This is a genomic window from Marinococcus tarijensis (assembly GCF_054971385.1).
Genome location: NZ_JBQOJA010000004.1, coordinates 87,403 through 111,584 on the forward strand (window position 1 = coordinate 87,403; position 24,182 = coordinate 111,584).

Genomic DNA, 24,182 nt, shown 5'->3' on the forward strand with positions numbered 1-24,182 from the left:
TGAGGAGGCATTATTATGAGCTATGTATCTTTAGTTCCGTTCCGAAAAGAGAGCGGTCTCTCTGCCGCATCCTACGTGCCGGGTGGAGTGGAAATGATCGAAGCACCGCCGCAATGGGAGGAAACGTCTCAGGGAGCGGGCAATGTTATCGCAGTTATTGATACCGGCTGCCAGACAGATCACCCTGATCTGCAGCAACAAATTATCGGCGGGCGCAATTTCACCAGCGACTACCGGGGGAATCCAGCGATTATTGAAGACAATAACGGGCACGGCACTCATGTGGCCGGCACTATCGCCGCCGCCGACAACGGCTTCGGTATAGCCGGAGTTGCGCCTAAGGCCAGACTTCTGATTTTAAAAGCACTGAATGGATCAGGAAGCGGGAGCATGCAGGGAATTATCGACTCCGTCCGCTACGCTGTCTCCTGGCGCGGCAGCAACGGGGAACGGGTGCGTGTGATCAGTATGTCTCTCGGCGGTCCACAGGACGTTCCTGAGCTCCAAGCGGCCATTAAAGAAGCAGTTGCGGCCGATATTGCTGTTGTCTGCGCCGCTGGAAATGAAGGAGACGGGGACGTTGATACTGAAGAGTTTGCCTATCCCGGCGCCTATAATGAAGTTATTCAGGTCGGGGCGGTCAACTTTTCCAACGAATTGACCCCGTTTACAAATACCAACGATGAAATTGATCTCACAGCGCCGGGGGCTTCGATTTTATCTACGTATGTGGGGAGCTCCTATACCAGGCTGAGCGGCACTTCCATGGCAGCTCCTCATGTTTCCGGCGCCCTTGCCCTTGTAACCAACTGGGCGGAAGCAGGCTTTGGCCGGCGAATTTCCGAGCCGGAGATGTATGCCCAGCTGCTCCGCCGTACTGTTCCTCTCGGCTATCCATTGAGCGCAGAAGGCAGCGGCCTGCTGATGCTCGGTACTGTTAAACGTCTTGCCCAGATAATTCAAAGTGAAGCCGTCGTGCGTTAATCCTGCAGCGGACACAAAGAAGGTCATGCCGCACATCCGGCATGACCTTACATATATAATACAGCTATTTCGCTTCCGGCACGGGATCCGTGACAAATACCACAACGCTTGTGTCATTATCAAAATCCCAGTCTACGAAAATATCATGTACCTTCGCTCCGAACAGACGATCGAAGCGTATTTCGTTTAGCAGCTGTTTTTCCAGGTGGCGCTTCGCCGTTTTCAGATTCGCTCCGTGACCCAGGTTGATTAATTCCTTTTCGATCAGAATTAAAATACCTGTCCGTGCCGCTATTAATGTTCGTTCATTAATCTGGTACATTGCGATATCATCAGGAATTTTTTCTGTTTTGGCACTGACGTCATTCACTTTTCTTTTAATATTTTCTTCGTATTCCGGTCGTTTTTTTTCTTTTTCAATCTTTAACTCCTGCGAGTTCAAGGCAGTAATCATACCCGACCGGTTTTCAATATTCCAGTCAAAATAGAACTCCCAGCCGTCTATATCTGCGATCCTTGAAAGATAATGCTTCACTTCAGGAAGAATCTGCTCCATCATCGTCTCCCTAAGCTCTTCCACGGCTTCCTGGTTTCTCTGCCCCATGATTACCTGCTCCATCGGCGAAAGAAATTTGCGGATATGCATTACGATACAATGAGGATCAATGCTGACGTAGACCGATTCAGGCCCCTTCCCAAAGTGATCCCTTAATAGCTTTCCAAGGTAGCTTCCCAACTGCTTCTGTTGCTCCTGCAGATCTTCACTTGAGTGTTTTTCCGCCATGCCCTCTCCTCCTCTTAATATATCCCGGCTAAATTTAAAGATCTTAAAAAAAGATCTATATATTAGTTGCAAAATAAAGGCCGGCCTCCCCGGGAAGGCCGGCCGTTGTGCCCACAAATATCACCTTGATAAATGATATCCTATTACTACATTCCCACCCCGGCGCTTCGTTCAATCGTTTAATTTTAATAACATGCGTTTAACCTGCGTTTTTATTAAAGAAGCCCAGTTAAAAAGCCGGACACTTTTGCAGCGCCGGCCCTTTTGCCATATCTACCTCATACTCCGTACATCGAAACGATTCCTGCGTTCACTGGCGAGCAGCCGGGGGACAATTTCCTGTTGGCTTTGTACACGTACATTACGCTGGGCTTTTATAAAAAAAATCACGGCGGAAAAAACAGCTCCGATCAGCAGTCCAATCAAAAAACTAAGCATCAAACCCTTCCCATATGGTGGTAAAATATCAAAATTACCATAACAAGGACGTAGAGGTATTAGTCTTAGAAGCTGATTCCTGTTATGTACAAAGCGTTATAATTCCGGTTCGTAAAATTCTACGCGAAGTCCTTCAAGCGTAAGTTCCTCTGGCTTCCATTCCCCTTCCTCAAGCAGTCCTTCCCGGGTAAACACAAGGGAATCCTTATCCTGAAAATCTTCAAGCTCCCAGTAAAGCACCCGCTTTTCTTCCTGATAGATCTCAAGATAAGCAGCATTCGAGTTTTTCTTTGCATGTCCTTTAAATAAACCAAAAGGAAATGTTTTTTTGGACCGGTTTTCCATTTTTCTGAACGTGAACTTGTGTGTTTCATCAATCGTGCCGTGCATTTCATCTTCCAGAATATTTATTTCTATTGTTCTCAATGTATCTCTCCTTTTCTTTATTTACTTTGATTGATGGTTAGTTATGAATAAAAGCCCTGTGTATTTAACTTTATACAGAGCTGTAGAGAAATAACATATTTTCCATACCTCTTTACTACCCTCATTTTTTCCCGTGTAATCTTTCTTTAAAGAATTACCGCAACCTTTTCTTTCTCTGTACGTAGTTTTGGTATACTGGATCCAGTTCCTAAGAAGGAGGAAATCAGATGGCCCAGGCGGTATCTCTAAAAGAACGTATACATACGATCGACATGCTGAGAGGCTTTGCCCTGCTCGGCATTATACTGGCAAATATGGCTGCCTTTAAGGCTTTAGGCTTCAGCCAGTACGCAGACATGGTAAATACCAGCCTAACGGAGACCACAGCAGCCGATCAAACTATTAATACGCTGCTGGACTTTTTTGTGATCGGAAAATTTTATCCTCTGTTTTCTTTTTTATTCGGGCTCGGATTTTATATGTTCCACAAGCGTCTGGTAGAAAAAAACCTTTCCGCTGACCGTATCTTTCAGCGCCGGATTCTTTTTTTGCTGTTTATCGGTATGATTCACCTCGTATTTTTATGGTCAGGCGACATCCTTCATTTATACGCGGTGACTGGCTTCTTTCTGCTTATGCTTATTTATAGAAGCAGTAAAGCAGTTTTAGCATGGGCTCTCGGGCTTATCCTTGCTTCGGGATTCTTTATGACGCTTCTTTTAACTGCAGCCTCCGTGGGTACTGCCTCAATGAATCCCGGAGCCTCCGCCGAGCAGTCAGTTGCTTCGGGGATTTCTGTAATGAGAAACGGCTCCTACAGCGATATTTTATCCTACCGGCTGAGTAATGAAGTCGTATTCGTCCTGCTGCAGCTTCCGTTTTCTGTGCCCTTCATTCTTGGATTATTTCTTCTAGGCTTTTATTTTGGACGCCGGAGTATGTTTACAGAAGCCGCCTCCCATATAAAATCATGGAAGCGTCTCTGGATACACAGTCTGTGGCTTGGCCTTATCCTAAATGCTGTTGTTACAGCATTTAAACAGGAATGGACAGCCCTTCCCGGCGGCCTCAGCACCGGGCTCGGAGATGGTTTGAATTATATCGCCGGACCGGTGATGATGCTGTTTTACGTGTCGTCCTTTGTGCTGGCCGTAAAAAAACCAGGCCTGCGCCGGCTTCTGCTTCCGTTCGCCTCCATGGGGAGACTCGCTTTAACAAACTACCTGCTGCAGACTGTTATTGCTGTTCTCTTATTTCATGGCTACGGCCTGGGGCTGTTCGGGGAGGTTTCTGTTACTGGCGGGTTTACTGCAGCGTTAATCATTTATATTCTCCAGCTCGCCGGCAGCCATTGGTATGTGAAGAAATTTTCCCAGGGGCCAATGGAATACCTGTGGCGCAAATGGACCTACGCCCGTACGACGTGAATCCAAAAGGCAGCCGCTCAAGCGCAGCTGCCTTCACTTTTCCGGTTCTTTAGTAATGTTTTTATTCCACCAGTCTGCTGCCTGCTTGCGAAACACAAGCAGCGTGCACCCAAACAAACATAAAATCGCGGGAATCCAGTTTGGGACACTGGCTAAAATAAATAAAAATACGCCGATGCCGTTAATAAGCGTAGCCAGATTCATCACTGTTTTCGGTTTCAATGCGTCTCCCCCGTTTGGCTAGGTTAATTTTTCCGTTGGATAAAACTCAATTTCCCGGCTCTCCCCAGGTTCCAGGTTTTCTTCACAAAAGTGCTCCACAATGTCTTTTAAGGAATCGGAATCAGATGCAGCGTATCGTTCCTTTAAATAGCTGTTCACTTTTTTCTGTTGCTTCCGGTGCGCTTTTGGCACCATCAAAAAACCAATCATTTCACCGTCAGACGTGCGGTCCAGTCTATCCGCCAGTTCTTCGTAGGTCATTTCAGTCTCTCTGCCTCCTTACACGGTACACTTTTTATAATTTCCATTATTTTCTATATCATTTATGATGAACATGTCTTTTCATCTTTTCCACAGCATATCATACAAAGGAGGGCCCGACATGCATGATTCTCCCGCAGTAGAAGTTAACCAGCTGACAAAACAATTTAAAGGGGCCACTGCCGTACACCCATTGAGTTTCGATGTCCATGCTCATGAAATATTTGGCTTTCTCGGACCAAACGGGGCCGGTAAAACAACGACGATGCGAATGCTCGCCGGCCTGCTTGAACCAAGCAGCGGAGACGGATACATTCATGGCAAATCGATTAAAAGTCAGGCACTCGAAGCAAAGCAGCAGCTTGCCTATCTGCCTGATAAACCTGATATTTATCCAAAGCTCACAGGATGGGAATTTCTTCAGTTTATTGCTTCTGTATTTAAACTCGACAAAAATATATGGATAGAGCATGCAGAGGGGCTGCTGCACCGGTTTGATTTAACAGAAAGCGCCGGCAGGTTAATGGAGACGTATTCCCATGGCATGAAGCAGAAAATAGCTTTAACCGGGGCGCTAATTCACCAGCCGTCTGTTATTTTTCTGGACGAACCTACAGTCGGGCTCGATCCGAAGAGCTCCCGCGACCTCCGGGCCATTCTGCGTGAAACCGCAGCAGAGGGTACTGCCGTTTTTTTCTCCACTCATATGCTTGACGTTGCTGACCAGCTCTGTGACCGGGTCGGAATCATTCATCAGGGGAGGCTTCTGCAGACAGGCACCCCCGAGGCGCTTAAGCAGGAGCATGCCAGTCATGCAGGGGGTTCACTGGAGGATGTCTTTTTGCGCATGACAGAGCAGCAGGAAGCCGAAGGCCCTGAAGGGAAGATTCCGTGATACAAACGCTCTGGTATTATCAGAAAAAAACCATGCGTCATCAGTACGAGTCTCTGCCGCCCGGACGGAAAGTATTATACATCACTCTGACAGCCCTGGCCCTGCTCATTATGATTCCCTTTGGTCTCGGCATGGCCGCGGCCGGGGACATTTTCTCTCCGGAAAGCTTGCATGCGGTCGTTGTTTACCTGCTGCTGAGCATCATGGCTGTCATCACCTTTGTGACCATGCCGCGCACCTTTCAATTGTTGTTCGGCTCCAAAGATATTGAGTTTTTATTCACTCTTCCCATCCGCTCGAGGCATCTGTTTGCTATGCAGTTTTTCACCGGGTGGGCCGGGTTCCCTCTGCTTTCCTTTTTATTGTTAACCGGACTCAGCATTATTATCGGGGCCGTTTCGGGAGCCCACCTTCTGTTTTATCCGGCCGCTACCCTTCTTTTTTTCGGCCTGTCTGTTTTTGGAGCAGGCCTGGCGTTTCTATTGAATTTATTTCTGGTTTACATTCTGCCGGCTCAACGCGCCCAGCAGCTGACTACTGTAATCAGCTTCATATCTGCAGCGCTGTTCGTTCTGGCTGCGCAGATGCCAAACATCATTATGCAAAACGATAACACATCTCTTACCATTGAAGCAGCTCCCGTATGGCTGCCCACGCAGCCGGCGGCAGCCGCTCTTTTCACTTCTTTTCAGGGGGAGGGCGCGGGAGCCATTTTTACAGCGGCCTGTCTCGGAGCTTTGGCGGTCATAAGCCTCGCCTCCCTGTGGTTCGTGGAAAAACACTATTTTTCCTCCTGGCAGCGGGCCACCGAGCCCGCAGGAAACAAAATCAAATCGGCCCGGCCCGGGGCAGCCCGGCCTGTTCCCTATGCCATTGCCTTTAAAGAATGGCGGTCCGTGCAGAGAAATCCTAAGGAATGGACCACCTGCTTCACATTTGCCCTTATTCTTATTTTAATGTTCATTAATTTCTTTGGGAGCGGATCGGCACTTGCTTCCCCCTGGGCAAATCCTGCCTCTGCCTGGAGCAGTGTGCACGTTATGCTCGGGCCTGCCATTCTGCTCGGTCTGCAGCAGTTTGCCGCGGCCTCATTTGGACGGGAGGGCGACTCCCGCTGGATGCTGCGGGTGCTTCCGGTAACTCCCCGGCAGATTGTCACCGGAAAATTTCTGGGCCACTGGGTCATGACAGGAACGGCAATTGCTGCACTTGAACTGATCACCTTTATGCTCTTTAGGTGGAACATCGTACTGTTTTTCGCCGGACTTGTGCTGACGCTTTCCCTCACAGCGGTTGCCGCGGCTTCCGGTGTGTGGGCCGGGGCGGCCGGTGGAACGTACAATGAAAAAAACCCGCAAAAGCGGGTGCGGTTCGATACAGGAGTTGTCTCCTTCTTTCTCAACGTTCTGTACCTTCTGCTTTTTTTCATCCCTGCCTGGATGCTTTTAAGTGCCGGTATGTCCCTGCACTCAAAATGGCACGGCCCGGAGCCGGCTTTTCTTCCCTTATGGAATACAGCCCCGTGGCAATGGATCAGCCTTCTGGGAGCCGGCGGGCTTTTGTCTGCCGCTGGAATTGCACTCCTAATCGTCTACCTCCATCTGCGCCATGGAACAAAAGAGCTCACAGAGCGTGGTGTTGATTATTTAGATCCATAAAGCTGCCGGGAGTCCGGCAGCTTTTTTGTGTTAAAATCTCTAAGCTCATTACTTGATTCTCTACACGGCAAATGCTACGATACTCTTTGTGACTAAACGTTCACCAAAAGTAACCATATAGTCAAAAGGGGGTCGAAAACTGCATGGCAGAGCGTAAGGATGAGCTTTTGGAAGCAGCACTGCAGCTGTTTGTGAAGCAGGGATTCCACTCCACCTCCATCCAGCACATTACAGCGGCCTGCGGCATATCCAAAGGCGGCTTTTATAAGCATTTTGATTCCAAGGAAACGATGCTTTTAGAGCTGCTCCGCAAAGTGCATGAAAACATGCTTCACGAGGCCGAAAACTATCAGGGAACCCAACATGAGCCGGAACTCAAGCGGCTTGAGGGGAAAATACGCATTGAGCTGGAGAAATTCACGGAGTACCGCCCGCTGTTTCAGATGCTTTTCACAGAATTTCCTCCTCATACGGAAAACAAAATTTCCAACTACTTAAACCGTATGCGCCGCTTTTTTCAGGAATGGCATGAGCAATCACTATTGGAAGCCTTTGGCCCCCGCGTACGTCCGTACGTTAGTGATCTGGCTGTCATTCTCGAAGGAATCATGCACTCCTATTTAACCCTTATGACCTGGCATATTTCCGCCCTGCCGTTGAACCAGTTATCTGCATTCATTGTCGAGAGGCTCCATTCCATTGTTAAGGATGACAGCGATCTCCATCCCCAGCTTCCGAGAGGATGGGCTGGAGGAGACGAGCCCATACAGGGTATGGAAAGCGTCCGCTGCGAAGCCGAAGCACTGCTTTTGTTTGTAAAAGCCCGGCACACGCAGGGCGACCTGCCTGAAAAAACGCTCCAGACAACTGAAATGATTTACGAAGAGTTCAAAGCAGAAATACCGAGAGAGTTTTTGATCGATGCTTTACTGCATCAGCTGCAGCACCACGCGGATCTCCATACGCACACGCAGAAGCTGAGTGCAAAATGGAGCGCATGGAAAGGAGAGAAACACGTACTATGAGTTCTTCATCTTGGGACATTCCCACCGGGCAGAAGGCAGCTATGATTACTGCCCTGCTGCTTGGCGCCTTTATGGGAATTATTAACGAAACACTGCTTGCCACCGCCCTGCCCTCCATTCAGGACGCTCTCGGGGTTACCCAGGGAACCGTTCAGTGGCTGACGACAGCCTTCTTAATGACAAACGGTATTATGATTCCAATCTCTGCATTTTTAATTGAACGCTTTACGACCAGAGGGCTGTTTTTGACCGCTATAGGCTTATTCGGCACCGGTACCGCTGTTGCTGCCATTGCTCCGTCATTTCCGGTACTTCTTTTTGCCCGTGTCATCCAGGCATCCGGCTCCGGCATTATGCTACCGCTGTTAATGACGGTGCTTCTGGCCATTATTCCAGTGGAACGCCGCGGCACAGCGATGGGCATGATCGGGATCGTTATTTCGTTTGGCCCCGCTATCGGCCCAACGCTCTCCGGTTTTCTACTCGAGCACTTTCCGTGGAGAGCCCTGTTTATTACCGTGCTTCCAATCGTCGCGCTGACGATCATTACCGGGGCTATCTTTTTGAAAAACGTAACCGAACTGGGCAGTCCAAAGATCGACGTATTGTCCATCATTCTTTCTTCCTTTGGGTTCGGCTCCTTTTTGTACGGATTCGGAACAGCTTCTGAAAGCGGCTGGGGCAGCCCGGTCGTTCTCACCGCCGTGATTGTCGGTGCCCTTATTATCGGATTATTCGTCTGGCGTCAGTTTACATTAAAGTCGCCAATGCTCGAATTCCGCGTGTTTCAGTTTAAGATATTCAGTCTCGCCATCGGTATCACTATGGCTGTTCTGATTTCATTAATAGGCGCAGAAACGCTTTTGCCGCTGTTCATGCAGAATGTGTTAGGCTTTACACCGCTGGAGTCCGGATTGATGCTTTTGCCGGGCGCCATTGTGATTGGGATTATGTCGCCGATTACAGGCCGTCTGTTTGATGCCTTCGGTGCGAAATGGCTTGCCATTACCGGGCTTTCCATTGTTACCATCACGACCTTTATGTTTACGAATCTTTCGCTTGAAACATCGTTTACGTATTTAACCATTGTATATGCCATCCGCATGTTCGGACTCGCCTGCGCACTGATGCCGGTCATGACATCAGCGTTAAACCAGTTGCCGATGAAATGGTACGCCCACGGCTCGGCGATGGCGAATACGCTGCAGCAGATTTCCGCCTCTATCGGTACAGCCCTCCTGGTGACCTTTGTTGCTCTGGGAGCCCAGCAGTATCAGCCTGACGCTTCGACCTCCGCAGAGGCGGCTCCCCAGCTCGCGCAGGTAGCCGGGTTTGAGTGGGCCTTTATGGGAAGCACGGCTCTTGCCTTTGTCGCTCTGATTCTTTCCCTTTTCTTAAGCTCACCGAAAGAAGAAAAGGAAATGACCCGCCAGGCAAACGAAGAACAGCAGAGCAACGCTCCCGCTAAATAGCAAAAATCCCCGGCAGGCCTGAAAAAAACGGCCTCCCGGGGATTTTTTATTCGCTTCCTTTTGCCAGCAGCTTATACACCGCCGCAAAGTCTTCATCACCCATACCATACTGCTTCGCGAGCGCATACGCCTCCCGCACAGACCCGGTAACCGGCAGGGAAATTCCCGCCTGGTACGCTGATTCCTCGAGCAGATGCAAATCCTTGTAGGCATGCTTCAATGGAAACTGGGTTTCATAGCTGCCGCTCAGAAGCATGTCACGCTTTCCTGCCACCGCAGGTGCCGTCGTCGGCACCTGAAGCAGCACATCAAGCGCCTGCTCCTTATTAAGTCCCAGTCCTTCTGCTGCGTGCAGCCCTTCTGATAAGCTGGTCATGGCATGCATCAGCGTTAAGTTGACGGACATTTTCATCGCGGATCCGCTTCCAGTGCCTCCCATGTAATGGACATTTTTACCCATAATTTCGAGAAGCGGCTGTACTTTTTGTACGTCCTCCTCACGGCCGCCGGCAAGAAACACCAGCTCTCCCTTTTCAGCAGGCCCCTTGGATCCGGATACCGGTGCATCCACCAGGCGCATTTCCTTCATTTTTGCGGTTTTAGCCATCTGCCGGGTAAAGCCGGGGTTAACGGTGCTCATGTCCACCCAGATTTTCCGGCTCGTTTCGCCGGCAAACAGGCCATCCACGCTGTTCGCGATTTCCTCTACGGCTTCAGGGTTCGACAGCATCGTGAATACGACATCCACTTTGGAAACAAGTTCTCTCGGTGTTTCCCGCCACCCCGCGCCTGCATCGAGCAGGTGCTGCGCCTTCTGCTTGGTCCGGTTGTAAATCGTAACCTTCTCTCCGGCCTCCATTAAATTTTTTACCATATTTGAGCCCATAATTCCTGTTCCAATAAACCCAACTCTCACACTCATTCATCCTTTCTACGCACGCTTCTATTTAGGTGTTCCCTGTCCGCAATCTGGCAAACGTCCGCCAGAGCTTATTGTTTTCGCTTCTTTGCCTATGTTTAAATAAGTATAATTATAAATGCAGGAGATGATTCTATGTTAACACTTCAGGATGCCTGGGAAGCAAGGCAGCGTTTACGTCCGGTACTTCCGGAAACGCCGCTCCTTTTCTCCCAGCCACTGACAAATATTGCAGGCCAGCCCGTATACTTAAAGCTCGAGCAAATGCATGTCACCGGCTCCTTCAAGCTCCGAGGGGCAACTAACATGATTCGTTCTCTGTCTCCGGAGCAGCGGGACCAGGGCGTGGTCACATTTTCCACCGGTAATCACGGCTTTGCCGTAGCGACATCAGCAGCCCTGCTCGGCATCCGCTCTGTCGTATGTGTGTCAGAAAACGTACCGGCAAATAAAGTCGAGGCGCTCAAAGCAAGCGGCGCTGAGCTTCATGTGGAAGGCAGCGGCCAGGACGAAGCCGGAGAAGTCAGCGCCCGCCTCGTCGAAGAGGAGGGACTGACTCTTATCCCCCCTTTTGACCATCCTTCGATCATCGCCGGACAGGCAACAATGGGACTAGAAATCATCGAGCATCTGCCCTCCGTGAAGCACGTGCTCACAGGCCTTTCCGGCGGCGGTCTGCTGTCCGGCCTCGGTCTTGCCCTGAAGGAACAAATTCCTGATCTTGAGCTTATCGGTCTGTCCCTCCGGGAAGGAGCTGCTATGGATGAGAGCCTGAATATCGGCAAGCCAACGATCGTTCCGGAGGCACCAACACTTGCTGACAGCCTGCTCGGAGGTATTGGTCTCGAAAACCAGTATACGTTTTCCATGGTCCAGCGCTACGCCGACCAGCGCCTCCGGCTGCATGAAGACACAATCGCCCGGGGCATGGCCTTTTTATACGATAAGCATAAAATGGTCGTCGAGGGAGCAGCCGCTGTCGGCGCCGGTGCCCTTTTAGACGGACTCGTCTCCGTTAACGGTCCCACTGTCCTCATCGTTTCCGGCAGCAGTGTGGACGTGCACACGCACCGCGAAGCCGTTGCTCCGTATATTTAAACAGGACGCTGCCTGCAGCTATATTTTCTTTTCTTCCCGCTGGCGCGAACGGTATGGAGAGAGGGACAGCAGATCCATGGCGTCCTGCTTCTTTATTTTTTCCCATTCCTTTCGGCGCTGTGCGAACCATTTACGGTAGTTTTTGTTCCCCATCCGCTTTTTTAAAAAAGAAAGGCTCTGAAGCGGGCCCTCTTCATTAGCCAACGTTGTCAACTGCAGCTGAAATGCTTCTTCCTTCTGCAGCCACGCGTCCATCTGCCGGGGAGACATTAATACGTACGGCACCCTTCCTTCATACAGGCGACGGTAAAGCAGCAGCCGGTAATCTGCCCGGATAAGCCGGTCGGCTGCCTCTTTCTGCTCCCGGAATTTTTCCGGAAAACGGCGCGTGAGCACTTTCGCTTTTTGTTCTTCCGCGGCAGCCCGCTGTTCAATATAGCGGGGCGTATCGGCTACGTAGAACGCGCGGCTGCGATAGCTTTTAAAAAACGGAAGCTCCCGCTCCCAGGCAATATATCCGTATTTATCCTTTTCTAAATCATCGTTGCGGTATAGACGGCGGCATTCGAGTTCGTTCCATTTACGATTCCATTCATGATAGATCATATTTCGCTATACCTCCGCAAAGGATGGATTTTCCTACATTCTAATTGTTTCTTCTTCAAACAACAATGATGACGCTTTCGGAAAAACGGGAATATTATTAACCTGTCCCCGTTTTTTTAAAATGCACGAATACTTCCTTGTCAAGCCTACTATAAAGGAGGCGATTACAATGAATAATGAGTTCAGCAGCAAAGATGCCGGCTTATTCACCCACGCCTTTAACCAGAACCCGTACCCCGCCTTTCACTCTCTCCAGCAGCACGACCCGGTGCATCAGGCCTTAATGCCCGATGGCCATTACGCCTGGATCGTCTCACCCGGTACGAGGATGCTGTCGCTGTGCTGAAGGACACTCGCTTCATTAAGGATTTCACTGTCTTTTTAAATGAAGAAGAGCGCGCCGAAGCACAGAAAAATATTTTTTCCCAAAATATGCTTTTTGCAGACCCCCCGGATCATAAACGGCTGCGCGGACTTGTTCAGCAGGCGTTTACACCGAAAATGATCGAAGAGCTCCGGGGCAGGATTACAGAGATTGCAAATGAGCTGATCGATGATATGCAGGACCGCTCCCGGATCGACATTATCGACGATTTCGCCTTTCCGCTTCCTATCATTGTTATCTGCGAAATGCTCGGTGTGCCAAGCGAGGACAGAGATAAATTCCGCACCTGGTCCAATACCCTCGTCGAAGCCTCCAATGATTCCGGAAAAGCCGAAAAAATTCAGCAGCACACGGAGGAATTCACCGCCTATCTCCGGGATTGGATAGCCACCAGGCGGGAGCAGCCGGTCGATGATATGGTGAGTAAGCTCATTCAGGCAGAAGAGGCAGGTGACCGTCTATCCGAGCAGGAGCTTTACGGCGTCGTTTCGCTGCTCATTATCGCCGGCCATGAAACGACGGTAAACCTTATCGCAAACGGCTTGTTTGCTTTGATGACCCATCCGGATCAGATGCGCACGTTACAGCAGCAGCCCGAGCGCATCCGCCCGGCCATTGAAGAAATGCTCCGCTTCGAGGGACCGGTGGAATTCAGCACCGACCGCTGGGCCTCTGAAACAATTGAATTCCAGGGAAAAATGATCAACATGGGAGATCATGTCCTCGTCGCGCTTGATGCGGCTAATCGCGATCCGGAAGCATTTGAAGATCCGGATGTTTTTGATATCACCCGCGGTCAGAGCAAACACCTTGCTTTTGGTAAAGGCATGCACTTCTGCCTCGGGGCGCCGCTTGCCAGAGTCGAAACTGAAGTCGCTGTGAATACGCTGCTTGAACGCTTCCCCGAACTCCAGCTGGATGCGTCTCCTGCTGAATTGGAATGGCGGCCAGGCATACTCATACGCGGACTTACAGAGCTTCCCGTTCGTCTGACGTAAATAAAAGGCCGGAAAGCCCTACGAGGCTTCCCGGCCTTTTTGATGATCTTAAGCCTTTATTTCGTCCAGCCAAGCAGCATTTCCCGAATGCACTTTCCGGCCACAATGGCAGTCTGGTCGCCGCTGTCGTACGGCGGTGAAATTTCTACAATATCGGCTCCGATTACATTAACGTCTGAGGCGGCAATCACGTGAATGGCTTCGAGCAGCTCCTTTGATGTTATGCCGCCGGCTTCCGCCGTGCCTGTGCCCGGGGCGTACGCCGGATCTAAAACGTCGATATCAATCGACACATATACCGAACGCCCGTGAAGCTCTTTTAAATCCCGTCGCAGCGGCTCCGCTACTTCAAATGGGGAGAAGTGCATACCGGACGTACGGGCGTAGTCGAACTCTTCCTTTTCCCCGGAGCGCACTCCGTAGGAGTACACATTCTCCGGTCCTATTTTTTCGCAGATTTTCCGCACCGGGGTGGCATGGGACAGGGGTTCCCCTTCATAATCCTCACGCAGATCCGTATGCGCATCAATGTGGATAAAAGCAACGGACGGGTCATGCGCATAGGCCGCCTGCATAATCGGCCAGGTAATCAGATGCTCTCCGCCTATGCCGAGAGGGAACTTGCCATCCGCAAACAAACGCGATGCTGTCTCCTGAATAATCTCTATGCTTTTGGACGGATTTCCAAACGGAAGCATCATATCCCCTGCGTCGTGATACGAATAGTCCTCTAAATGCCTGTCCAGATAGGGACTGTATTCTTCAAGGCCGATAGAGTTCTCCCGGATCCGGTTCGGCCCAAAGCGGGAGCCCGGACGGAAGCTGACCGTCCAGTCCATCGGCATGCCGTACAGCACTGCGCTGCTCTCCTCGTAGGAAGCAGAGCTGCCGATAAATACCTTTCCAGTATAAGCCGGATCAAAGGCGTTCATTGTCACTCCCCCTTCCGCTCAAGGCCCCGCTGCACAAAAGCCGGGAGCGCAAATGCAGCCTCATGTATTTCCGCCGTATAGTAATGAGTATCCAGCGCTTGTGCCCTGCTGCGATGCACCTCTTTGGGTCTGTATTGCTTCGACCCGATAGTAAAAGTCCAAAGCCCGCTCGGATACGTAGGAATATTTGCGGTATATACATCAGTATGAGTAAATATTTCCTTTACGTCGTTATATACGGTATGAAGCAGGTCCGCGTGAAACCACGGATTGTCTGTCTGGGCGACAAAGAGCCCGTCCTCCTTTAACGCCCGGTGAATGCCTTCGTAAAAGCCTTTTTCAAAAAGCTTCACCGCCGGGCCGACCGGCTCCGTGGAGTCCACCATAATTACGTCATACGCGGCGTCACTTTCCGCGATATGCATAAACCCATCAGCCACCTGCACGTCCACCCGCGGATCATCAAGCGCCCCGGCGATGGAAGGCAGGTATTTTTTTGAATACTTCACCACCTGGCCGTCGATTTCTACAAGCGTGGCTGCCTCAACTGAAGGATGCTTCAGCACTTCCCGGATAACGCCTCCGTCACCGCCGCCGACCACCAGCACATGCTTCGGTTCGGGATGAGCTGCAAGCGGTACGTGGGCCATCATTTCATGATAGACGAACTCGTCCTTTTCTGTTGTCATCACCATACCATCAAGCAGCAGCATATTCCCAAACTCCGCTGTTTCCACTACGTCAAGCTGCTGAAAATCGGTCTGCTCGGAATGCAGCGTTTTCGTAACACGGGCCGTAATGCCAAAATGCTCCGTTTGTTTTTCTGTAAACCACGTTTCCATAGCCGTTCCTCCTCTTTTCACATACGAAACGTGCGGGAAATATCCCCGCACGTCCTGTTTTTTATTGCTCCGCTGCTCCGCGGAAGGCCTCATACAGCTCTTCTGTCGAATTGTCCCACATGTTCCGGTTAAATGCTTTTAAATATTCCTGCAGAATGTAGCGGGAATGCTCATCCATGTGCGCAATTGCGATGCGCCCTTTAATGGCTTTATCCAAGTTGTTCACATGCTCCGGCATACTTTTGTACGCACGGCGGGCTTTTTTGTCCACGAGCATTTCGCAGGCACCGAGACCGGCGTAAAACGGGCCGTTTTCACCCTGCTCCGTCGATACCCATACGAGCCAGTACAGCTTGCCATCCGGCACGCTGCTTTTATCCGGGCCGAACTTCACCCGTTTTTCCGGTTCGGATCTGGCGTGCAGTGCCCCCATGTCAATAAAAGCTGCGTCTTCGGCCGGGTCGATGAAAACGGGGGTCACATTGTCGAGACTGAGGGCGCCGGCGTTAAAGCCGCCGTCCCCTTTCGTAGCGTCCCCGCTTAGAATATTAAACTGGCTGCCGCGTTTCTTTTCAGCGCCTTTATTATTGTCTTTACTGAATTCACTCATTCGTAAAAAGCTCCTCCTTTAATTGTTCCTTACCCTTATCGTACCTGTTTTCTTACTGATTCTGCAACGATTCGATATATTCCCAGCCTTCCTCGAATTCCTCCGGGCGGTAATTCTGGCTTTTTTTCAGCTCGGCCACCCGGGCTTCCACCGCTTCTTTGGACAGGTGATCAAAATAAAGCATGGTGGATACAAGCTCTAAAAAACGGGCGCTCTGGCTGTTCAGACTTTGAAGCACAGGCTTTGCACGCTCAGATGGCCAGTCGAGCGGGAATTTCTCCAAAAACGAAGTTCCATCTTCCGAAAGCTCATACCGGTACTGATAGTAGCCGGATTTTGTTTCTTTACACTCGGTGATAAGGCCGAGACCACACAGTTCTTCGAGCCGGAGCGTCAATTCCTCTGAATAAGGGCCGTACATACGAAATGTGTATTTTTCCTGAAATGGAAGGTTCAGCTTTTTTCCAATATATACGATTTTCTGCAGTTTTTTTCGTCCAATAACTTCTTTTGTATCCTCAAGCAGGGCCATAATCTTAGCGTGATCCGGTAGCATAATGCCGCGCCCCCTCCCTTTCTGCTGCTTTCTTTATGTATCTTCCGGCTTCACCGGAAGGACGGCGGAATCACCGTTCTACTTTCCCTAATTTTAAATGAAGTATGTCCTTAATCTGCTGCTTCGTGTCTTCCTGCCCGGGCTCTTCAAGAATCTCTGATGGGTAATATAATTTATGGTCGGTCCGCTTTTTACCCGAAATCGCCTCTACCACATCCGACTCTCTCGACAATTCACGAAGACGGCGGTCCGGCATCAAAAGATGAATAGGCACCCGGTCCTCTTCCTCGCCGGGCCGGTAAAAATCATACGGCAGATCCGACGAAGAATCGACGACCAGGTAATACGCAGGATCCACACCGAGATCTGCAAACAGCTGCTGCAGACGAAGCCATTCATTCATCATAAAGTGCTGGTCAAATTCCACATATTTAAACAGCCGCCTGTTCATAAAGCGCCGGCACAAATCCTGAAGTATCGCATCTTCTTCCTTCTGCCACATCAAAAAATAATACATAACGACCGACTCGTCGAGGTCCAGATAATCCTCGAGCATAATGGCGCCGCGGAAAAAGCTTTCAAAATGGTCCGGGGGATATTTAAACGGATAGCCCTCGTTTTTAAGGTCTTTGACGCGCTGCAGAATTTTTGTCAGTATCACTTCCGCGCTCCGCGTTACCGGATGAAAATACACCTGCCAGTACATCTGGTACCGGCTCATAATGTAGTCCTCGACCGCATGCATCCCGGTTGCCTTAATAACCACCTGGTCTTCTGTCGGCCTCATAACACGGAGTATACGCTCCATATCAAAATGACCGTAGCTGACCCCGGTGTAGAAGGCGTCCCGCTGCAGATAATCCATCCGGTCCGCATCAATCTGGCTGCTGATCATGCTGACAATCAGTTTATTCGGATGGGTTTTTTCTATCACGTCTGCGACCTGCTGGGGAAAATCCCCGCCCATCCGCCGGAGAACGGTATTCACTTCTGTATCACCCAGAATAATATGGCGCGTCCATTCTTCATGGTCTGTATTAAACACCTTTTCAAACGAGTGGGAAAACGGGCCGTGGCCGATATCATGGAGAAGCGCCGCACTCAGGCAAAGCAGCCCCTCGTCCCCATTCCAGTGTGGACGGCCTTCAAATACCTCGATAATCCTGCGCATGATTTCATACACGCCCAGGGAATGGTTAAAGCGGGTATGCTCCGCTCCGTGAAACGTCAGAAACGTCGTTCCAAGCTGGCGGACACGGCGCAGCCGCTGAAATTCTTTTGTCCCCACCAGATCCCATATAAGTTCATCGCTGATATGAATATAGCGGTGGACCGGATCCTTAAATACTTTTTCTTCTGGAAGCTTCTTATTCCCAACCGGCATGGTCATTGCGTTCCTTTCCGTCTCTGTTTCAGCGGGCCCGCTGATCGTATATTCCAATACTATTATTATAGCAATTTCTTTCCTGGCTTAGCAAAAAAGCAGCCATAAAAAATACCGGCAGCATATGCCGCCGGTACCTATTTAAGATCATTACTTTCCAATATGCTCTATCTCTTCGCCCCGTTTTCGTTTTTCCGAACGGTCGATGACGAACGCACAAGCGGCGTCGCCTGTCACGTTCAGGGAAGTCCGGAGCATATCCAGCAGACGGTCGACACCAATAATCAGGGCGATGCCCTCCACCGGCAGTCCGACCTGGGTCAGCACGAGCGAAAGCATGATCAGACCAACGCCTGGAACACCGGCAGTCCCGATACTGGCCAGAGTCGCCGTCAGAATAATAACAATCACCTGAGTAAACGAAAGATCGATGCTGTACGCCTGCGCGATAAATACTGCCGCCACAGACTGCATGATGCCCGTACCATCCATATTAATCGTTGAACCGAGCGGCTGGACGAAGCTTGATACCGGCTTGCTTACCTTCAGCCGCTCCTGGGCCATTCTCATCGAAATCGGCAGCGTACCACTTGAACTCGATAAACTAAAGGCCACGGCCATCGCCGGGAAGAATTCTTTAAAGAAGGTGAGCGGGTTGCCCTTCCCGAGTAAAGAAATCGCAAGAGTATATACAATAGCTGCCTGCAGCACAAGAGCCAGAATAACTGCTAACGCGTACATTAAAATGGACTGAAGGCCATCCAGTCCCGCTTCCCCAATAGCAGAAGCGATCAACGCAAACGCGCCGAACGGAGCTGTGTACATTACAATCGTAACCAAAAACATGAGAATATCGTTCAACTGCTCAAAAAACTTTTTCACCATCGATACTTTCTCTCCAAGCATGGCAAGAGAAATACCAATGAAGATACCAAAGGCAATAATCTGGAGCATGTTAGCCTCTGCCATCGCCTGTACCGGGTTGTCCGGAATAATTCCAAGCAGGGTATCTGTAATGGAAGGCGCTTCTTCTGCTTCGTAGCTGGCGTTTTGAATATCAAAATCCCCGCCGGCTCCCGGCTGAAGCACGTAAGCAACAATAACGCCAATGGTGAGAGCCATCGCGGTCGTAACAAGATAAAATGCAATCGTCTTGCCCCCGATCCGTCCGAGATCCCTTGGGTTTAAAGCTGCAGCCCCAAGTGTAATGGAAACGAACACAATCGGTACGACGAGCATTGTAATTAAATTAAGGAAAATTTCGCCGACAGGATATAGCACGTATGTATCCAGCGGATTGTAGACGCTGTCCGGGCCAAAGCTCAAAATAATACCGGCAATCACACCTGCAACAAGCGCAATTAAAATCCAGACCGTCAATTTCTTGTTCATGTTAAGGTCCCCCTTTTCAAATATAAATATTATGAATATTCTCTCTATGTTGTTTTTCGGGCCCCTCCACTAAAAAACTCTCTCAGGCAGATACCGTAATTATACTGTTCATGACCCTGTTTGGAAAGGAAAAATCCTGGTTTCTTCTATTATTTAGCAGCCTGCAATATCTCACATGGAAACAGCAGTGTTATAATAAAACCGGTCAAATTGAAAATGAATAGAATCGGGGTACATAAAAATGGAAATGAAAGATATTTTTACGGATAAAAAATGGCGGTGGATCGATCATTCAGTAACTGGAATTAATATGGATCCATTGCAATCTTTTGCCTTTGATGATAATTTTTGTGTGAGTCTTGGGGAGGGTTCCTCCCCTTCTGTTATGCGTGCCTGGGTCCATGCCCCCACCGTTGTCCTGGGTATCCAGGACACCCGGCTGCCGGCTGCAGCCGACGGGCTTGAATATCTGCGGGCTCAGGGGTACGAAGTTATTGTACGTAATTCCGGCGGCCTTGCTGTGGTGCTTGATGAAGGAATTTATAATCTGTCCCTCATTTTCAAAGAAGAACGCGGCACATCCATTCATGCCGGCTATGAATGGATGTGGTCATTTATGCAGGAGGTTTTTGGCGACAGTCCGGGGTACATTGATGCTTACGAAATCGTCGGCTCCTACTGTCCGGGCTCCTACGATTTAAGCATCGATGGGAAAAAATTTGCCGGAATTTCGCAGCGCCGTATTAGAGGGGGCGCAGCGGTGCAGATTTATCTGGCCGTCACCCGGAGCGGCGCTGCCCGCGCAGAAGTTTTGCGGGAATTCTACGAGTGTGCCACTGATGACGAAACAGAAACAAAGATCACCTGGCCGGCCGTTGTTCCTTCTGTCATGACTTCTCTCGAAGAGCTGTATGGCACCGCTTTTTCCATTCAGGATATCAACCGGCGGATCCAGCACACAGCAGAGCGCCTGGGTGCTTCTGTATACGATGATCAGCTTACAGAGGACGAGCAGTCCCGTTTTGCGCATTTTTACGACCGGGTGCTTGCAAGAAACAAAAAAGCGACCCAGCCACGCTCATAGGAAAACCTTAAACAGCCAAAAACACGTATTGTTTGCGGCTGTTTTCTTATGATTTTCCTAAATGGAAATGTTTGGGACGATCCCAAACGTGGAAGAACCTCTTCAGGACAAAAAATTAAAGGTGGGTATATGATGTCTAACGGTTTAAGCAAGGGCTGGATATACTTTTTTGGAGCCCTTGGCGGCCTATTGTACGGTTATGAAACCGGTGTTATATCCGGCGCTCTCATTTTCATTAATCAGGACATTCCTCTTTCGGACTTCCTGCAGGGTGTCGTCGTCAGCTCGCTGCTCGCAGGGGCTATTGTTGGTGCCGGCCTGAGCGGCTATGTATCGGATAAGTTCGGACGAAGACGGGTCGTATTTGTAATTGCTCTCGTCTACTTAATCGGCTCTTTGATTCTTGCATTTTCTCCAAACGCAGCTGTACTTATTACCGGCCGTATTATTCTCGGCTTTGCAGTCGGGGGGTCAACTGCGCTCGTTCCGGTGTACTTATCGGAAATGGCTCCGACAAGTCAGCGCGGCGCTCTTTCGTCTTTAAATCAGCTCATGGTTACTCTCGGTATTTTACTAGCCTACATCATCAACTACGCCTTCACTCCAATTGAAGGATGGCGTTGGATGGTCGGACTAGCAGCCGTGCCGGCGATTCTGCTTATGATAGGCGTAATCTTTATGCCGGAAAGCCCGCGTTGGCTGATCAAAAGAAACCGTGAACAGGAAGCCCGGAATATCATGGGCTTAACACGCGACCAGTCAGAAATCGAAGATGAAATGAAACAGATGAAGGAAATTGAAAACATTGAAGAAGGCACCGGCGATCTCCTGAAGGCAAAATGGCTGCGCCCAATGCTGGTAGTCGGCTGTCTGCTCGCTGCCTTTCAGCAGCTGATTGGTATTAACTCCGTTATTTATTATGCGCCAACCATATTTACGGAGGCAGGGCTCGGTAATGCCGCTTCAATTCTTGGAACAGTTGGTATCGGTACAGTAAACGTGTTAATGACTCTCGTCGCGATCGCAACGATCGATAAGCTGGGACGGAAAAAGCTGCTTTTGGCTGGAAATATAGGTATGGTCAGCAGTCTCGCAGCGCTATCGATTATTCTGTTCAGTGTAGAGCTCACCACTACCATTGCCTGGCTGATCGTGGTCTTTCTTGGCGTATTTATTATGTTTTTCTCCGCCACGTGGGGCCCCGTTGTATGGGTGATGCTTCCAGAGCTCTTCCCAATGAAAGCCCGCGGTGCAGCTACTGGTATTACAACGCTCGTACTGTCTCTGGCAAACTTAATTGTTTCCTTAACGTTCCCTATTCTATTAGGCTCTATAGGGATCAATTGGGTTTTCGTTATCTTCGCCTTCATGGGCGTTCTTGCCTTTTTATTCGTACTGCGGTTTATTCCGGAAACCAAAGGACGCAGTCTCGAGGATATCGAAAAAGATCTTCGCGGAGGATTATCCTCCAAATCATAAAAGCTTTTTTAGACGGGCGCTTGCAGGAGCGTCCGTCTTTTTTCCGGTTTTAATTATCCGGGACAAGGAAATACGTATCATACATGCTTATTTCTGAAGGAGGAAAATAATGAGCGAGGAAACGAACGAAGAGCTGTATAATCCAATGGCGGACAAGTATCTGCCGATGACCTCGGTGAAAAGCGGCAAGGAGCATACGGTAGCACGGGGAGTACACGCTTATACAAATAAAATCGTCAATCTCTGTACTATCGAGCAGCATGATAATAACAACAACTGGGTGCTAGTGGATACTGGCATGCCTAAATCCTCGGATAAAGTGATTCAGGCTGTCGAGGATTTATACGGAACAAACAATAAACCAAATGCAATCATACTCACGCACGGTCATTTTGACCATATAGGTACAGTGGTGGAGCTCGTAAAAAAATGGAACGTCCCTGTCTATGCGCACCCCGAGGAAATGCCTTTCCTGACCGGAAAGAAAGCCTATCCAAAGGCGGACAGCTCTGTAGACCGCGGCCTTGTTGCGAAGATGTCGCCACGGTTTCCAAACGAGCCGGTCAACCTGGGAGATTTCGTGCAGCCGCTTCCGTCCGACGGTTCTGTTCCTGAATTGAGCGAATGGAAATGGCTGCACACACCGGGACACACACCGGGGCACATCTCGCTGTTTCGTGAAGACGACCGGACGCTCATCGCCGGTGATGCTTTTGTTACTGTAAAACAGGAGTCCCTCTCCCGTGTTACGACGCAAAAGCTCGAAATCCACGGTCCTCCGAAATATTTAACAATGGACTGGGTGGCCGCTAAAAGCTCCGTTGAAAAACTAAACAAACTCGAGCCAGCTGCTGCAATCACCGGCCACGGTATGCCGGTTCGCGGCAGCACATTGCGGGATGGGCTGCAAAAGCTTGCAGACGATTTTGATACCATAGCCGTACCGGAAACGCAGACGCACGATACGCGGCAGTAACAAAAAAGGACCTTTCGGAGCTTTTATCCGAAAGGCCTTTTTCATTTATGATTTTTTATTTGCTACTGCTTCTCGTTCGGTGATAGCCTGCTTGGCCGTAATAAGGGAAAGCTTATACACATCGTCTACGCTGCACCCTCTTGAGAGATCATTCACCGGCTTGTTCAGGCCCTGGAGAATCGGGCCGATGGCATCGTAGCCGCCGAGACGCTGGGCGATCTTATAGCCGAGGTTGCCGGACTCAAGACTTGGGAAAATAAATATATTCGCCTCGCCGCGAAGCGGTGAATCCGGGGCTTTCTTCTGTGCTACCGCCGGCACAAACGCAGCATCAAACTGGAACTCCCCGTCAATAACAAGATCCGGACGGGTCTGTTGAGCAGTTCTTGTCGCTTCGGATACCTTCTGCGTTTCCATGGAAGCGGCCGAGCCTTTTGTAGAAAAGCTGAGCATCGCTACTTTTGGATCGATATCGAATGATTTTGCCGTTTCTGCGGTCGAAATAGCAATTTCCGCCAGCTCTTCAGCGCTTGGAGATATATTAATGGCACAATCCGCAAACACGAATTTATGATCCTCTTTCACCATAATAAAAACGCCGGACGTTTTTTGAATACCCGGTTTTGTTTTAATAATTTGAAGCGCCGGTCGCACGGTATCACCGGTAGAGTGAGCTGCCCCGCTGACGAGCCCGTCTGCAAAATCCATATATACAAGCATTGTACCGAAATAATTAACGTCCGTGAGCTTTTCTTTTGCAGTCCGCTCTGTTTCTTTGCCTTTCCGGCGGGAAACAAAAGCGGCTACAAGCTCGTCCATTTTTTCATACGTTTTCGGGTTGAAGATAGTAACGTTCTCGAGGGAGACGCCTAAATTCTGTGCCCTGGCTTCTATCTCCTGCTCGTCTCCAATAAGAATAGGGGTAAGCACATTTTCTTCCCCGAGACGTGAGGCTGCCTGGACGACGCGGTCATCGTCTCCTTCCGGCAGTACGATGGAAGGATGTTCTTTTTTCACCTGATCATAGATGGATGCGAAAAGATCGCTCAACAAAATTCCTCCTCAAAATATTGTAAACAAGTGTATATGGTGTTGGTTCTATTATAGTAGTTCTCCTGCTAATTGGCGAAGCTCCTGCAGAGGAGCATTCGTTATTCATTGTGAAAATACCTGCACAGTTTTCATACATTAGCATACTCCTTCTATCACGAAAAATAAACCGGGACGAATAAATTCAATGATTTGTAAATTTTTACACTTTTGCCCCCCTCTTAATTCCTGATGCAGAAGGGATGATCGTTTTTCAAAGATCATGATGCACGTGTCACA

25 protein-coding genes are annotated in these 24,182 nt (G+C 49.7%); 12 read left to right on the forward strand and 13 right to left on the reverse strand.

Going from position 1 to position 24,182, the window contains the following annotated elements:
• The first annotated feature begins 15 nt into the window (after nt 1-15).
• The gene (locus ACTTK7_RS03485) at nt 16-984 is read left to right on the forward strand and encodes a S8 family peptidase (RefSeq protein WP_462865817.1); all 969 of its coding nucleotides are present in this window, start codon (nt 16-18) and stop codon (nt 982-984) included.
• Between the two features lie 64 nt (nt 985-1,048).
• On the opposite strand, the gene ACTTK7_RS03490 is transcribed toward ACTTK7_RS03485, so the two are convergent.
• Together ACTTK7_RS03490 and ACTTK7_RS03495 are read right to left on the reverse strand one after the other, a co-directional pair.
• A complete protein-coding gene (locus ACTTK7_RS03490) occupies nt 1,049-1,768 on the reverse strand; it encodes a Na-translocating system protein MpsC family protein (RefSeq protein ID WP_462865818.1) in 720 nt (239 codons plus the stop codon).
• 534 nt (nt 1,769-2,302) lie between these two features.
• Complete coding sequence (locus ACTTK7_RS03495) at nt 2,303-2,632, reverse strand: hypothetical protein (RefSeq protein ID WP_462865820.1); 330 nt, start codon at nt 2,630-2,632, stop codon at nt 2,303-2,305.
• A 227-nt stretch (nt 2,633-2,859) separates the two neighbouring features.
• On the opposite strand from ACTTK7_RS03495, the gene ACTTK7_RS03500 reads away from it, so the two are divergent.
• Nucleotides 2,860-4,059, forward strand: coding sequence for a DUF418 domain-containing protein (locus ACTTK7_RS03500; RefSeq protein WP_462865822.1), 1,200 nt, complete (start codon nt 2,860-2,862; stop codon nt 4,057-4,059).
• A 33-nt stretch (nt 4,060-4,092) separates the two neighbouring features.
• Here ACTTK7_RS03500 and ACTTK7_RS03505 read toward each other — a convergent pair whose 3' ends face one another.
• Nucleotides 4,093-4,281 (reverse strand): hypothetical protein, encoded by a 189-nt coding sequence (locus ACTTK7_RS03505; RefSeq protein ID WP_462865824.1) that lies wholly within the window; start codon nt 4,279-4,281, stop codon nt 4,093-4,095.
• Between the two features lie 18 nt (nt 4,282-4,299).
• Nucleotides 4,300-4,542, reverse strand: a complete 243-nt coding sequence (locus tag ACTTK7_RS03510) for a hypothetical protein (protein ID WP_022793068.1) — start codon at nt 4,540-4,542, stop codon at nt 4,300-4,302.
• A gap of 121 nt (nt 4,543-4,663) precedes the next feature.
• On the opposite strand from ACTTK7_RS03510, the gene ACTTK7_RS03515 reads away from it, so the two are divergent.
• The 4 genes from ACTTK7_RS03515 to ACTTK7_RS03530 all read left to right on the forward strand — a co-directional run bounded on the left by ACTTK7_RS03515 (nt 4,664) and on the right by ACTTK7_RS03530 (nt 9,592).
• Nucleotides 4,664-5,437: an ABC transporter ATP-binding protein gene (locus tag ACTTK7_RS03515; protein ID WP_462865826.1), complete on the forward strand. Its 774-nt coding sequence runs from the start codon at nt 4,664-4,666 to the stop codon at nt 5,435-5,437.
• Nucleotides 5,434-7,095 carry a putative ABC transporter permease subunit gene (locus tag ACTTK7_RS03520; protein WP_462865828.1) on the forward strand — a complete coding sequence of 554 codons (1,662 nt, stop codon included), beginning with the start codon at nt 5,434-5,436 and terminating at the stop codon, nt 7,093-7,095. Before ACTTK7_RS03515 ends, ACTTK7_RS03520 begins: the two co-directional genes overlap by 4 nt.
• Nucleotides 7,096-7,238: 143 nt before the next feature.
• On the forward strand, nt 7,239-8,120 hold the full coding sequence (locus tag ACTTK7_RS03525; RefSeq protein ID WP_462865829.1) for a TetR/AcrR family transcriptional regulator: 882 nt from the start codon (nt 7,239-7,241) through the stop codon (nt 8,118-8,120).
• Nucleotides 8,117-9,592 (forward strand): MDR family MFS transporter, encoded by a 1,476-nt coding sequence (locus tag ACTTK7_RS03530; RefSeq protein WP_462865830.1) that lies wholly within the window; start codon nt 8,117-8,119, stop codon nt 9,590-9,592. The genes ACTTK7_RS03525 and ACTTK7_RS03530 overlap by 4 nt, the downstream gene beginning before the upstream one ends.
• Nucleotides 9,593-9,638: 46 nt before the next feature.
• Here the strand turns inward: ACTTK7_RS03530 and ACTTK7_RS03535 are convergent, their stop codons facing one another.
• Entirely contained in the window at nt 9,639-10,508 is an 870-nt protein-coding gene (locus ACTTK7_RS03535) for an NAD(P)-dependent oxidoreductase (RefSeq protein WP_462865832.1), read from the reverse strand.
• Between the two features lie 138 nt (nt 10,509-10,646).
• Between ACTTK7_RS03535 and eutB the strand changes: the two genes are divergently transcribed.
• On the forward strand, nt 10,647-11,609 hold the full coding sequence (eutB, locus tag ACTTK7_RS03540; RefSeq protein ID WP_462865834.1) for a hydroxyectoine utilization dehydratase EutB: 963 nt from the start codon (nt 10,647-10,649) through the stop codon (nt 11,607-11,609).
• A gap of 18 nt (nt 11,610-11,627) precedes the next feature.
• Here the strand turns inward: eutB and ACTTK7_RS03545 are convergent, their stop codons facing one another.
• A complete protein-coding gene (locus ACTTK7_RS03545; protein ID WP_462865836.1) occupies nt 11,628-12,215 on the reverse strand; it encodes a hypothetical protein in 588 nt (195 codons plus the stop codon).
• A 169-nt stretch (nt 12,216-12,384) separates the two neighbouring features.
• Here ACTTK7_RS03545 and ACTTK7_RS03550 point away from each other — a divergent pair, with 169 nt between their 5' ends.
• Nucleotides 12,385-12,561, forward strand: coding sequence for a hypothetical protein (locus tag ACTTK7_RS03550; protein ID WP_462865838.1), 177 nt, complete (start codon nt 12,385-12,387; stop codon nt 12,559-12,561).
• Nucleotides 12,555-13,598, forward strand: coding sequence for a cytochrome P450 family protein (locus tag ACTTK7_RS03555; protein WP_462865840.1), 1,044 nt, complete (start codon nt 12,555-12,557; stop codon nt 13,596-13,598). The genes ACTTK7_RS03550 and ACTTK7_RS03555 overlap by 7 nt, the downstream gene beginning before the upstream one ends.
• A 56-nt stretch (nt 13,599-13,654) precedes the next feature.
• On the opposite strand, the gene speB is transcribed toward ACTTK7_RS03555, so the two are convergent.
• The 6 genes from speB to ACTTK7_RS03585 form a co-directional block, all read right to left on the reverse strand.
• On the reverse strand, nt 13,655-14,530 hold the full coding sequence (speB, locus tag ACTTK7_RS03560; RefSeq protein ID WP_462865842.1) for an agmatinase: 876 nt from the start codon (nt 14,528-14,530) through the stop codon (nt 13,655-13,657).
• Nucleotides 14,531-14,532: 2 nt separating this feature from the next.
• Complete coding sequence (gene speE, locus ACTTK7_RS03565; protein WP_462865844.1) at nt 14,533-15,372, reverse strand: polyamine aminopropyltransferase; 840 nt, start codon at nt 15,370-15,372, stop codon at nt 14,533-14,535.
• Nucleotides 15,373-15,433: 61 nt separating this feature from the next.
• Complete coding sequence (locus ACTTK7_RS03570; RefSeq protein WP_462865845.1) at nt 15,434-15,982, reverse strand: YwhD family protein; 549 nt, start codon at nt 15,980-15,982, stop codon at nt 15,434-15,436.
• Between the two features lie 52 nt (nt 15,983-16,034).
• Entirely contained in the window at nt 16,035-16,538 is a 504-nt protein-coding gene (locus tag ACTTK7_RS03575) for a YwgA family protein (RefSeq protein WP_322525444.1), read from the reverse strand.
• 70 nt (nt 16,539-16,608) lie between these two features.
• Nucleotides 16,609-17,922, reverse strand: coding sequence for an HD domain-containing protein (locus ACTTK7_RS03580; protein ID WP_462865847.1), 1,314 nt, complete (start codon nt 17,920-17,922; stop codon nt 16,609-16,611).
• A gap of 150 nt (nt 17,923-18,072) precedes the next feature.
• Complete coding sequence (locus tag ACTTK7_RS03585; protein ID WP_462865849.1) at nt 18,073-19,314, reverse strand: dicarboxylate/amino acid:cation symporter; 1,242 nt, start codon at nt 19,312-19,314, stop codon at nt 18,073-18,075.
• A gap of 241 nt (nt 19,315-19,555) precedes the next feature.
• On the opposite strand from ACTTK7_RS03585, the gene ACTTK7_RS03590 reads away from it, so the two are divergent.
• The 3 genes from ACTTK7_RS03590 to ACTTK7_RS03600 all read left to right on the forward strand — a co-directional run bounded on the left by ACTTK7_RS03590 (nt 19,556) and on the right by ACTTK7_RS03600 (nt 22,853).
• A complete protein-coding gene (locus tag ACTTK7_RS03590) occupies nt 19,556-20,398 on the forward strand; it encodes a lipoate--protein ligase family protein (RefSeq protein WP_462865851.1) in 843 nt (280 codons plus the stop codon).
• A gap of 132 nt (nt 20,399-20,530) precedes the next feature.
• Entirely contained in the window at nt 20,531-21,877 is a 1,347-nt protein-coding gene (locus ACTTK7_RS03595) for a sugar porter family MFS transporter (protein ID WP_462865852.1), read from the forward strand.
• Nucleotides 21,878-21,986: 109 nt separating this feature from the next.
• Nucleotides 21,987-22,853, forward strand: a complete 867-nt coding sequence (locus ACTTK7_RS03600; RefSeq protein ID WP_462865854.1) for an MBL fold metallo-hydrolase — start codon at nt 21,987-21,989, stop codon at nt 22,851-22,853.
• A gap of 45 nt (nt 22,854-22,898) precedes the next feature.
• Here the strand turns inward: ACTTK7_RS03600 and pta are convergent, their stop codons facing one another.
• Nucleotides 22,899-23,903 (reverse strand): phosphate acetyltransferase, encoded by a 1,005-nt coding sequence (gene pta, locus ACTTK7_RS03605; RefSeq protein ID WP_462865856.1) that lies wholly within the window; start codon nt 23,901-23,903, stop codon nt 22,899-22,901.
• Nucleotides 23,904-24,182 lie beyond the last annotated feature (279 nt).